This is a genomic window from Streptomyces sp. NPDC058877 (assembly GCF_042742855.1).
In the GTDB taxonomy this organism is placed as follows: domain Bacteria; phylum Actinomycetota; class Actinomycetes; order Streptomycetales; family Streptomycetaceae; genus Streptomyces.
On the sequence record NZ_JBHYMF010000042.1, the window covers coordinates 35,839 to 46,969 of the forward strand.

An 11,131-nucleotide genomic window follows, 5' to 3' on the forward strand; every position below is an offset into this window, starting at 1 on the left:
CCGGACACGGCAGCGCAACCGGAAGAGAGGCAGCCAGCCCATGCCCGTCGTCGACGCCTGGATGCAGCACCCGACGCTCCGCCACTCGAACCACGAGATGTTCGAGTCCTTGCGCCGGTGGACCGGAGCGAAGCTCCTTGAGGAACCGTTGCCGGTCGCCGCGACGGTGGCCGCCATGGCCGCGGCCGACGTCGAGATCGGACTTTCGGCAGCTTGGTACGGGCCCCGGGGGCCGCTGATCAGCAATGACGAAGTGGCCGATTTCGTCGCCGGTTCCGGGGGACGGCTGCGCGGGGTGGCCGGAGTGGACCTCACCCGTCCGGTGGAGGCGGTGCGGGAACTCCGCCGGGCCGTGACGGAACTCGGCTTCGTGGCCCTGCGGATCGTGCCCTGGCTGTGGCAGCTTCCGCCCACCGACCGGTTGTACTACCCGTTGTACGCCGCCTGCGTCGACCTCGGCGTCCCCTTCTGCACCCAGGTCGGGCACACCGGACCGCTGCGCCCGTCCGAGACCGGTCGCCCCATCCCGTACATCGACCAGGTCGCACTCGACTTCCCGGAGCTGACCATCGTCTGCGGCCACATCGGCCACCCGTGGACGGCGGAGATGATCGCGGTGGCCGACAAGCACTCCCGCGTCTTCATCGACACCAGTGCCTACACCGTCCGCCGCTACCCGCGCGAGCTGGTCGAATACCTGCGCGGACGGGGTCGCGGCAAGGTCCTGTTCGGCACCAACTACCCCATGATCACCCCCGCCCGGGCCCTGGAACACCTCGACGAACTGGGTCTGGACGAGGAGACCACCCGACTGTTCCTCTCCGAGAACGCACGCCGGGTCTTCCGTCTCTGACCCTCGGAAGAGACGGAGGGATCTCCCTCGGGGAACCATTTCCCTCAGGTCCCGCGGTGCAGCGGCTCGGTACCGCGGGGCGACGGACCCGCCCGGTGCGGTGACCGCAGCATCGGGTCATCGCTGCGCCGGGGTGGCCGCAGCGGGCGGTTTCGACGCTCCGTCACGGGGCCCCGGTACGTGCCGGAGGCGTTGCGGCGCCGGTGCGGTTGCCGTCGCCCCGGGTTCGAGGGCGGCCAGGAGGCGGCGCAGTGCCCGGTGCGCCTGCGGGGCGTCGAGCCGGGACTCCAGCTCCGTCAGGGCGCGGCGGGCGTGGTGGCGGGCGCGCCCGGTGCGTCCGGCGCGGTGATCGGCGAAGGCCCGGGCGTAGTGGGCCAGGGCGGCGGCCCAGGCATCGTTCGCACAGGTCGGCTGGGCCAGGGCGCGACGGGCGGTGCGGACGGCCGCCGCAGGGGTGCGGTGGGCCTGGGCGACGGCCAGCGCAGCAAGGCTCACGCTGGGCGGCGGGCCTCCGGGAGCCCCGCGGGGCGTGGTCTCCGCGGCCTGTCGGTAGTACCGCACGGCCGTTTCGGCGTCCTGCCGTCGCCAGGCGAGGGTGCCGTGCACATGGGCGATGCGCCCCAGCAGGGCGTCGTCGCCGGCGAGCACGGCGGCCGGCCAGGCCAGGGACAGCAACCGCTGGGCCGTCCGGGGGTCCCGGGTCGCGCCGAGCCAGGCCGCGAGCCACTGGCCGTACGCTGCGAGCGGGCTACTGGAGGGGAGTCGAGCCAGCAGCACGTGCAGATGGGCGCTCCCTTCCTCGGCACGCTCCTGGACCACCCACCAGAACCACAGGTGGAGCACGGCCTGCAGGGCCTCCTCGACGTGTCCGGCCCCGGTCGCGCATCGCCGTACCAGGGCCACCAGGTCGTCGTGTTCGTCCTGGACGGTGCGGAGGGCCTGACGCTGGAGGCCCGTGGTCCAGAGGGTCTCGGCGACGGCCGCCGTGCCGAGGACGTGGGCGGCGTGCAGATCTCGGGTCACCGGCCCTTCTCCTGCTGCCGATAGCCGTTCGGCGCCGAAGTCCCGGGCCGCCCGTGCCATGCGGTAGCGGTGCTGGCGCACCCCTCCTGCTTCCCCGTGCACCTGGAGCACCCCCGTGGCGCTCAACGTCGCCAGCGCGGGCGGCACCTCGTGCGGCGCGAGGTCGACTCCGGAGCACAGGGGCACGGCCGCCGCCTCCGTGAAGGTTCCGGCGAAGACGCTGAGGCGCCGCCAGACCTTGCGGGCCGCTGGTTCGCACAGGGCGTGCACGGCTCCCATGGAGGTCCGCAACGTGCGGTGCCGCCGCAGGAGCGGGGCCGGGTCGGCGAGCCGGCACGGACCGGATTCGAGGTGGTCGGCCAGTTCCTCCATCGTCCACTCACCCAGTCGGCCGGCGGCGAGTTCGAGGGCCAGGGGAACGCCTTCGAGCAGTCGGCACACCCGTGTCACGGCCGTCGGATCGGGCTCTCCTCGCCATCCGTGCGCACGGGCGCGGGAGAGCAGGAGCTCCGCGGCCGGCGAGGAGCGCGCACGGTCCGCCCCGGGCTCGTACCACAGTGGCTCCAGGCGCAGCACCGTCTCGTCGCCGAGCCCGAGCGATCGCCGGGCGGTGACGAGGACGCGTACGGTCGGAAGCGCCATCAGCAGGGTCTGGACGAGGCCGATGCCCTCCGTGTGCACGGGGTCGACGTCGTCCAGGAACAGCAGTACTCCGCCGGGTGGAGCCGGTCGGTCGGCCGTGCGGGGGCACGTTCCCCCGGGTTCCCAGGAGAGACCGGTGGCGCCGAGTGCCCGGGTGACCCTCGCCGTCAGCGCCCGGCGCCCCACGGGAACGCCGTCGTGCCAACGCACCCGAACGACCGTCCGGCAGGGGTCGGTCGGCAGGGAGGAGACGGCCGCCAGGGCCAGTCGGCTCTTCCCGGTCCCGGCCGCTCCGGTCACGGTGACCAGCCGGTGTCCGGCCAGGGCCGTCCGGAGCACGGCGAGCTCTTCGTCACGACCGATCAGGGCGTGCCCATCCCGGTGGTACCCCACGAACGGGGCCTCGTGTCCCTCGCTCCGAGTCCACATCTCAGGCACCGCGCACCATCCCCATCGTCGTTCTCGCCACTGACCCGCCGAAACCGTGCAGTACGGAAGAAAACTGCAGGTCCAGATTGCAGAACCGTCACTGCAACGGTCATCACGGCAACCCCAACGCTCTCGCCCCGCCACGAGTGGCGCACGACGACGCCGAACCACCCACCACGACGAACGGGGGAACAGGAGACCGACACCATGTAGCCCCACTCGACGAACCGGCCCGGGAGGTTCACCCTGGAGCCGACCCGGAGGAGACTCTTCCGTTGGCTTGAAAGGGATCCGCTTGACGCGTCTGGCAGTTAATGATCAATTCGAGTAATCTTCGATCGCGCCGGGGGGCGTCTGACGATCACCCGGGAGCAGAACTTGGGGGACAGATGCCCAACGTCGCATTGCTCGACCTGCCGTTCCCACCCCGCAGCAATCCGCACCGGGCGTCCGTGACGCGGCGCCATCAGGATTGGCTGCTCCGCCACGACGGACTGGCCGTCACCATCGACCTTCCGTCGTACGACCGGTGGGACGTGCCCCGACTCGCCTCGTTCACCAGCCCCTACAGCGCCGCCGACGACCTCGTCCTCGCCGCGGACCTGCTCGGCTTCTACTTCCTCTTCGACGACCGCTTCGACTCCGCCCTCGGTCGGGCTCCGGCGCAAGTGGCCCAGATGTGCACCCGGCTGACGTCCCTTCTCCACGGGAACGACCCCGCCCCCGAGATCCGGACGCCGGTCGAGCAGGCCTTCGCCGACCTCTGGGAACGCAGCGAGCGCGGCATGTCCGCCCGATGGCGAGCCCGGGCCGCCTACAACTGGGAGTGGTACTTCGCCTGCCACCCGGCCGAGGCCGCCGGTCGGCTCTCCGGGCGGCTCCCGGACCGGGAGGGCTATCTGGCGCTCCGTCGGGGTACCGCCGCGATGGAAACCCTCTTCGACATGGTCGAGCGGCTGAACCGCTTCGAGCTGCCACAGGAGGTGCTGCACCACCCGACCTTCCGGCGCATGAGGCAACTGGCCGCGGACATACCGTCGTTCACCAACGACGTACACTCGTACGACCAGGAAATCGCCCGCGGTGACGTCGCCAACCTGGTGATGATCGTCCGCGAGGAGCGCGGCGGCACCCCGGAGGAGGCGGCAGCCCAGGTCATGTGCGAGGCCCAGGGGATGGTCGACCGTTTCGTCGAGCTGTCGTCCGAAGTCCCCGGGATCTGCGACCTCCTCGGTCTCCCTCCGGCCGCGCGCGAGGCCGCCCACCGTTACGTCGACGGCCTCACCGCCTGGATCGCCGGTTACCACCGCTGGGAGATCGCCACCGGCCGCTACGGCAACTGAGCCCCCGGTGGGGGCGGTCGCCCGTGGGACGAGCCCGTCGCCGCAGCGCCACGGGGCGGGCGAGGGCCGCGCGGCGCGACCGCGCCGCGCCGACCGACGTCAAGGACGCTGGTGCGCTGCGGCGGCCCGTCGGTGGTACGCCTTGTTGGCGATCCGCCAACCGTCCGCGCCCCGCACCAGCAGGAAGACGTCCACGAACGCGTCAGCACCGTGCAGCAGCGTCATGGTCGCGGTCGCAACGGTGCCGTGGACGTCGACCGCGTCGATGCGCCGGGAGCGCTCGTGCTCGTCCGGGGCCGGGTGCCCCGGGAACAGTGCGCAGTACGCGTCGAGGGGCCACGAGACGAACGCGCCCTCCCGGACGCCCTCGATGTGGGCCGTGGGCAGGAAGGCATCGCGGAAGTGGGCGGGGTCTCCCGTGGCGTGGCCGCGGGCATAGGCGCGCAGTGGTTCGAGCACGGCGTCCTCCACCGGGGGGACCGTGGCGGCGAGGGCGATGTCGGCCTCGGGGCCGACGGGGGAACCGGCGAGACCGGCCGCAGCGCCCAGGGGGGCGTCCGACGCCTCGGCGAGCAGTGCCATGTCCTTGGCGAGCGCCCCGACCGTGAATTCGGCCGCTCCGGAAGGGCGCCCGGTGAGGAACGGGCGCTTGCGGGCCACCAGCCCGCCGAGAGGGCCGAGCGCGAGGGCGTCCAGCGCCTCGGCGCGCGGCAGTCCGAGGGCATCGGCCTGCTGGAGGGAGTCGCGCAACGCGAGGACGGCTCCGGCGAGGCTGCTGTTGACGACCAGCTTCAGCACTGCAGCGGTGGAGGCGTCCTCGACGTGCCGCACGGTGCCCAGCGCTTCCAGTACCGGTCGGACGCGGTCCCGTACGCCTCCGTCCGCAGCGACGAGGATCCGCAGGGCACCGGCGGCCACGGCCGGCACGGAGCCCAGCACGGGGGCGTGGACGTAGGAAGGACCGAACTCCCCCGACAGTTCCGACGCTTCGGCAGGGGAGACGGTGCTCGTGTTGATGACGACCGTGCCCGCGCGCAAGACGTCACGGACCTCGTCGAGCACCTGGCGACAGGCCGGCCCGTCGAACAGGGACAGCAGGACGGCATCGGCCTCCGCCACGGCGTCGGCCGGGTCGGCGGCGGTCCTGACGGTGCCCGTGGTTCGCCCCGAGCGCGTCCAGCCGGTGACGTCCAGGCCCAGGGCCTCCAGTCGCGTGGCCATGGCCGAGCCCATGCGCCCCAGGCCGAGCACGGCGATCGTGTGCGGTGTGGTCATGCCCTTCATCGTGGCGCCGCACCACCCATGCGACAAGCGACGATCTCGCAGGCGAGCCATGCCCTCTGCGCATGGCTCGCCGCTTCGGTCCGGGTGGGCGCGGCGCGGGCCCTACCACGGTGCTTCCGGCCGGCCCCCGGAACCGAACGGGCCCCGCCCGCGGCGTCGCACCACAGGCCCTGGGGACCGGGACCGGGGCCGGAGATCGGAGTTGCCGCTGCCTGGGCGCTTCACCCCTGCAGCGCCACCGCGGCACGGTGCCCCTCCGGTACGGCGACGTCGACCAGGATCCATCCGGTCGGCGCGGACGGGACCGGACCGGAACCCACGTAATCGGCGGACGGATCGGCGCCCAGACCGATGCCGAGACCCTTCAGATAGGCCTCCTTCCTGGTCCAGACCCGGGCGAAGGCAGCAGGGCGCAAGGCCGGGGCGAGAGTGGCGAGCTCCGCCGCCTCCGCCGGGTGGAGAACCTCCGACGCCTCCGCAACCGTATGGGGCGCCGGCACCCGTTCGATGTCCACTCCGACGGGGGTGGAGGCAACGGCGATCAGGCTGAGCCCCTCGCAGTGCGAGAGCGAGAAGTGCAGTCGCCGGCCCGGGAGCACCGGCCGTCCGTGCGGTTCGCCGCAGCAGGGACAGGGCGCCCGGGCCACCGAAACGGCACGGGGCGCGACGTCCAGATGGGCTCCGAGCAGACGCCGCAGTCCCACGTGTGCGCACAGGTACGTGGCGCGGTCGGCGGGGCGGCGGAACTCGTCGGCCCGGGCCAGCTCCCTCGTGTCCAGGACGAGGGGCGCGTACCGGGCGGCCGTGTCCTGGTGCACGTCGGTGGCCACCAGCCAGAGTTGGGGGCGGACCGGACGCAGCTCGGGCAGCGGTGACAGGGGGGTGGACAGGAGGGGAAGGGAGGTGGGGACGAGAAGGTCGCCCTCCGGTCGGCCGGTCCCGTCGAGGTCGGCCGAGGGGGGGTCCTGCGCTGATGGAAGGAGCAGCGGGATCATGTCTGCCTCACACGGAAGTGGCGGTGGGCTCCGGTGCGATACGGGGAGAACCCTCGACGTGCGGTGTGGCGGTGGCCGTCCCGCCCCGCAGGGCGACGGCCGCGGCGACCGGGGAGCAGAGGGCGAGGGCTGCGCACAGCAGCCAGGTCCCGGTCACCCCGAGGAGCAGGGAGACGGGGCTGAACAGGGCCAGGGACAGTGGCGCCGCGCCGATCCCGGAGAGGGCGAAGGTCGACATCGCGGCGCCCATGCTCCCTTCGGGAACGGCCTGCTGGTAGCCGGTCACCAGCGCCGGCCCGTTGAGGCCGGACAGCAGGCCGACGACGCCGGCGGTGGCGGCCAGCACCAGGGCTGAGGGTACGAGCGCCATGGCTGCCATGCCGACCGCGAGGCCGACACCGGTCACCACGAGCTTGGTGCGTGCCGGAATCCGGTGGGCGAGGGCGGCTCCCAGGGCGGCGGACGCGAGTGCACCGGCGCCGAAGACGGACAACACCATGGCGACGGCACCGACGCCCCACCCCTCTTCGGACGCCCGGAGCGGCAGCGCGACTTCGGCCGGCCACAGGAACGCCAGGTCCATGCAGAAGCAGGCCACGAACATCCATCGCAGTCGTGGGTGGGCAGCGAGCAGCCGGAAGCCGTCACCGGACCGGCGCAGCAGGGAGGGGCCCTGGGGGGCGGGCTCGGGCCGCGCCATGCCCCGGGTGACGTGGGCGGCACAGCCGAGCCAGACGGCGCAGCCGACGGCGCCGGCCGCCATGGCGACGGGCAGGCCTCCGACGGTGACGAGCCAGGCTCCGAGCGGTGATCCCGCAATGGGGGCGAGGCGCAGCACCATGGAGAAGAGCGAATTGACGCGGCCGAGCTGTTCCCGCGGGGCGAGGCGGGGCAGCAGCACCCCGGAGGCCGGGCCGGAGATGCCGAGGAGCAGGCCGTCGACGAGGGCGACCGCGATCAGTGGCCAGAGGGTCTCGGTGGTGACGGTGACTGCGGTTCCGGCTCCAAGGACGAGGATGCGGATGCCGGTTGCACGGAGCAGGACCGCACGGGGGCCGAGCACATCGGCGAGCGCGCCGCCGAAGAGGAGGAGCAGGGCGCGCGGCAGGGTGGCGGCGAGGGTGACGTAGGTGACGGCTTCCCGGCCACCGAGCTGGACCGCCGTCCAGCTCATGGCGATGAGGAGGGCGAAGCTGCCGGCTTGGACGGCGGCCTGGCCGATGACGAGACTGCTGACGCGGCGCCAGTCGACGGTGTTCTTCTGCTCCGCCGGTGCGCTGGTGGTGGTCGGGGGCGTTGCCATGGTGTCGGCTTCCTGTGGTCGGAGGAGGAGGGCGGGATGTGGTGGAGTCCCCGTCGTCAGAGGGGCGGGCGGACCCGTACCCGGGCGTCCGCCGGATCGCCGCGGAGCGTCGCGGCGACCGCGAGGGCCACGGCGCGGTCGGCGGCGCGGCGCACGGCACGGCGCCCACGGGTGCCGCGGGCGGTGGGGCGGCAGGTGCTCCGGGAGCCCGGGCGGGGGGTGCACAGCTCGACGCGTCCTCCGAGGTAGCCGCGGCCCGCCTCGGCGAGGACGCGCTGTGCCGTCCGTCGGGCCGCATCGGCCAGGAGCGCCCCGTGGACGGCATCGCCGACGGAGCGACGGACGTCTTCGGCAGTGGGTCCGGCACCGTCGCCCCCGACACCGTGGGAGAGGTGCACGGTGATGCCGGGGGCTTCGCGGACGGAGAAGCGGGCCCGGACCGCGCGGTCCCCGCCGCGCCTCCGACGGGCGGTCATGACGTCGCCCCCGCGGGCTCCGTGCCGATCGGGAACGGAGGGGCGGCCCGGTGCTCGACGTGCGTCGGGTGGTCGTCGGGCCACCACAGGTCCTCGGGCTCCAGCGCGGTGACGGTGTACTTGCCCAATGCGCTGATGAGCAGCCGCAGTTCGAGGGCGATGCTCTCGACGAGGCGTTCCAGCCCGTGGTCGGGGTCCTCGTCGACGGCCAGCAGGGCTGCTCGTCCGAGGCCCACGGCCCCGGCGCCCAGGGCGAGGGCGCGCACGGCGCGACCGCCCTCCCACATCCCGCCGCCGGCCAGGAGGCAGCCGACGGGGTGGCCGATGCGGCGCAGACATTCCGCGAGGGGCAGGCCGACGTGGTCGAGGAACACTCCGGGAGCCCAACCGGTACCGCCCTCGGCCCCGTCGACGGTGACGGCGTCCGCTCCGGCGGACCAGGCTGCGCGAGCGGCACGGGCCACGTCACGGCCGGGGTGGAACTTCACCCACGTACGGGCCTTGGGGAAGTTGTTCCGCATGAACCGCAGCTGCTGGCGGAGGATCTCCTCGGTGAAGGTGCCGGGGGTGGCGCAGCGCAGCTGGCGCTCGCCGTCGCGGTCGAAGACCTTGCGGACGGTGAATCGGCGGGCGAGCTGTTCCGCCTCCGCCCCGTCGACGACCGTCATCCCGCCGAGGCCGGGTTTGGCCCCCTGGCCGGTCTTCAGCTCGAAGGCGAGCCTGCCCGTCTCCAGGAGGGGACGGAATGCGGGGTCGCTGTAGAGGAGGTTCCAAACTTCGGAGTCGGCGTCCTCGGTGGACTGCTGGACGACGATGCCGCCGACGCCTTCGGGCGCGGCGTCCAGGTACGCCTCGACACGGGTGAGGAGCGCGGACCGGGTGGCGTCGCCGGCACGGCGGTAGCCATGCACGGGAATCATGTTCTCGCCGATGACCATGGGGATGCCAAGGCGGGCGGCCTGCCGGCTCGCGTGGACGGCGAGGTCTCCGCTGCCGGCCCGGGTCGACCCGAAGGCGGACAGGTAGAGCGGGAGCCGTGCGGTGAAGCCGCCGACGCGGGAGGCGAGGTCGACGTCGGTGAACTCCGGTTCGCGGGCGAGGTCGATGAGCTTTTCGAGGCGTTGGGGCATGAAGACGGGCGGGACGAGGCGCGCCCGGTCGAGGGCGTCACCGGGGGGCACGGCGCCGGGGCCGTACAACCGGGTGCCGTATCCGGCGGGGTCGGGGAAGACCTCGGCGGTGCCGTTGCGGGCGCGGGCGCGGACCGCCTGCTCGGGGAAGTCCGGGGCACTGAGAGAGGTCACGGGGCCACCACCCCGGGGAGCTTCGGGTAGGCGCTGACCTGCCACAGGGCGTCGAGGCCGGTGAGGAAGCGGACCAGGCGCTGCAGGCCCATGCCGAATCCGGCGCTGGCCGGTATCCCCTCGCGGGCTTCCTTGAGGTACCAGGCGTACTTGGCGGGGTTCTCGCCGCTCTCCCGCATGCGGGTGACGATGGTGGCGTAGTCGGCCTCGCGCTCGCTGCCGGAGACGAGCTCGCCGTAGCCGTGCGGAGCGATCAGGTCGAAGTTGCGCAGCACGCCGGGGCGGTCGGGGTCCTCCCTGTCGTAGAAGCCGCGGGAACCCTTGGGGTAGTCGTTGATGAAGAAGGGGCGGTCGCCCTCCAGGGAGAGGAGCCGCTCGCCGGCCCAGTCGATCTCGCCGTCGGGGTTCTGCGGGTGGCCTGCGGCGAGCAGCCGGGCGACGGCCTCGTCGTGGGTGCAGACGTCGTACTTGCCGGCTCGGAGGTCGGCGAAGTCGTTCTCGAACCGGCCCAGTTCGGTGAGGACGTCGGGGACGGTCGTCCAGACGTGCTCGGCGACGTGGGTGAGCAGCCCGGCGGCGATCTCCTGGGCGTCTTCGCGACCTGCATCGGCGATCTCGACGTCGATCTGGTGGAACTCGACGAGGTGGCGCCCCGTGCCGGCGGTCTCCTCGGGTTCGACGCGCACGTTGGGGGCGATGTAGAAGAGGCGGGGGAAGCCCCTCAGCGACGCCTGCTTGTAGAGGATGGCGCTGGTCATCAGTTTGTACGGGTGGCCGTAGTAGTCGACGTCGAGGGCTTTGGCGCCGCGCCCGCCGGGATCGGTGACGGGCCCGACGAGCGGGGGCAGCAGTTCGGTGAAGTCCTGGCTGCGCAGATAGGCGCGGGCCGCGTGCAGTGCCTCCTGCTGGACGAGCATGGCGGCGCGCAGTTGCGGCGACCGGAGGTGCTCACCGAGCGGGGGCGGGGACGCCGGTGCGTCGGTGGGGAGGGGCTGGTCCATAACGGGCTCCTGTTCGTGGTGGTCGCGGATGGTTCGGACGGAGGTCGCCGACCGCGGGCGGGCGGCGGACGCCGGTCACCGGTGGTTCAGACGGCGAGCGGGGTGACCGTTGGCCGGTCGTGGCCGTCGCCGCCGTCGCGGTGCCGGGGGTCGTCGTAGTGGTTGGCGACGTGGTGGAGGGCGGCGAGCAGACCGGCCGAGGTGAGGGGAGCCGCTTCGGCCGCGCGGTCCGGGCGGATCGGCATGCCCCCTGTACGGGCCCAGCGGAGCCGCCCCGCCGGGTCGACGAACCCCAGGGAGCGTCCGGCGTTGTCGGGGTGGAGGCAGAAGGGCACGTCGAGCAGCCCCCGTGCGAAGGCGGCCGGCAGGGCCCTGGACAGGTCGGCGTCGAGGTCGAGGACGGTTTCGATGAGGGTGCGGGCCTCCTGGTACACCTCGTCGTCCCCTTCGCTCGCCGCCGCGCTCACCGGTGCCCCGG

The 11,131-nt window shown here is 73.1% G+C and carries 9 protein-coding genes and 1 pseudogene; 2 read left to right on the plus strand and 8 right to left on the minus strand.

Annotated elements, in window-relative coordinates; all coding sequences use genetic code 11:
• The first annotated feature begins 40 nt into the window (after positions 1–40).
• A complete protein-coding gene (locus tag ACFW2Y_RS13055) occupies positions 41–853 on the plus strand; it encodes an amidohydrolase family protein (protein WP_384877216.1) in 813 nt (270 codons plus the stop codon).
• A gap of 117 nt (positions 854–970) precedes the next feature.
• Here the strand turns inward: ACFW2Y_RS13055 and ACFW2Y_RS13060 are convergent, their stop codons facing one another.
• A complete protein-coding gene (locus tag ACFW2Y_RS13060; RefSeq protein WP_384877236.1) occupies positions 971–2,947 on the minus strand; it encodes an ATP-binding protein in 1,977 nt (658 codons plus the stop codon).
• A gap of 389 nt (positions 2,948–3,336) precedes the next feature.
• On the opposite strand from ACFW2Y_RS13060, the gene ACFW2Y_RS13065 reads away from it, so the two are divergent.
• Positions 3,337–4,290: a hypothetical protein gene (locus tag ACFW2Y_RS13065; RefSeq protein WP_384877218.1), complete on the plus strand. Its 954-nt coding sequence runs from the start codon at positions 3,337–3,339 to the stop codon at positions 4,288–4,290.
• 99 nt (positions 4,291–4,389) lie between these two features.
• Here ACFW2Y_RS13065 and ACFW2Y_RS13070 read toward each other — a convergent pair whose 3' ends face one another.
• The 7 genes and pseudogenes from ACFW2Y_RS13070 to ACFW2Y_RS13100 form a co-directional block, all read right to left on the minus strand.
• Positions 4,390–5,625, minus strand: coding sequence for a nuclear transport factor 2 family protein (locus tag ACFW2Y_RS13070; protein WP_384877220.1), 1,236 nt, complete (start codon positions 5,623–5,625; stop codon positions 4,390–4,392).
• A 170-nt stretch (positions 5,626–5,795) separates the two neighbouring features.
• Positions 5,796–6,569, minus strand: coding sequence for a 4'-phosphopantetheinyl transferase family protein (locus ACFW2Y_RS13075; protein ID WP_384877222.1), 774 nt, complete (start codon positions 6,567–6,569; stop codon positions 5,796–5,798).
• Positions 6,570–6,576: 7 nt separating this feature from the next.
• Positions 6,577–7,872, minus strand: coding sequence for an MFS transporter (locus ACFW2Y_RS13080; protein WP_384877224.1), 1,296 nt, complete (start codon positions 7,870–7,872; stop codon positions 6,577–6,579).
• A gap of 56 nt (positions 7,873–7,928) precedes the next feature.
• On the minus strand, positions 7,929–8,348 hold the full coding sequence (locus tag ACFW2Y_RS13085) for a hypothetical protein (protein ID WP_384877226.1): 420 nt from the start codon (positions 8,346–8,348) through the stop codon (positions 7,929–7,931).
• A complete protein-coding gene (locus ACFW2Y_RS13090; RefSeq protein WP_384877228.1) occupies positions 8,345–9,652 on the minus strand; it encodes a glutamate synthase-related protein in 1,308 nt (435 codons plus the stop codon). Before ACFW2Y_RS13090 ends, ACFW2Y_RS13085 begins: the two co-directional genes overlap by 4 nt.
• Positions 9,649–10,653: an asparagine synthetase A gene (locus ACFW2Y_RS13095; RefSeq protein ID WP_384877230.1), complete on the minus strand. Its 1,005-nt coding sequence runs from the start codon at positions 10,651–10,653 to the stop codon at positions 9,649–9,651. The genes ACFW2Y_RS13090 and ACFW2Y_RS13095 overlap by 4 nt, the downstream gene beginning before the upstream one ends.
• A gap of 86 nt (positions 10,654–10,739) precedes the next feature.
• Positions 10,740–11,131, minus strand: a pseudogene (locus tag ACFW2Y_RS13100) (methylaspartate mutase); the annotation flags it as partial.

Excerpts from the sequence above, each read along its gene's own strand:
- ACFW2Y_RS13060 (WP_384877236.1), bottom strand. The coding sequence starts at position 2,947 with ATGTGGACTCGGAGCGAGGGACACGAGGCCCCGTTCGTGGGGTACCAC.
- ACFW2Y_RS13085 (WP_384877226.1), bottom strand. The coding sequence starts at position 8,348 with ATGACCGCCCGTCGGAGGCGCGGCGGGGACCGCGCGGTCCGGGCCCGC.
- ACFW2Y_RS13080 (WP_384877224.1), bottom strand. The coding sequence starts at position 7,872 with ATGGCAACGCCCCCGACCACCACCAGCGCACCGGCGGAGCAGAAGAAC.
- ACFW2Y_RS13065 (WP_384877218.1), top strand. The coding sequence starts at position 3,337 with ATGCCCAACGTCGCATTGCTCGACCTGCCGTTCCCACCCCGCAGCAAT.
- ACFW2Y_RS13055 (WP_384877216.1), top strand. The coding sequence starts at position 41 with ATGCCCGTCGTCGACGCCTGGATGCAGCACCCGACGCTCCGCCACTCG.
- ACFW2Y_RS13075 (WP_384877222.1), bottom strand. The coding sequence starts at position 6,569 with ATGATCCCGCTGCTCCTTCCATCAGCGCAGGACCCCCCCTCGGCCGAC.
- ACFW2Y_RS13095 (WP_384877230.1), bottom strand. The coding sequence starts at position 10,653 with ATGGACCAGCCCCTCCCCACCGACGCACCGGCGTCCCCGCCCCCGCTC.
- ACFW2Y_RS13070 (WP_384877220.1), bottom strand. The coding sequence starts at position 5,625 with ATGGCTCGCCTGCGAGATCGTCGCTTGTCGCATGGGTGGTGCGGCGCC.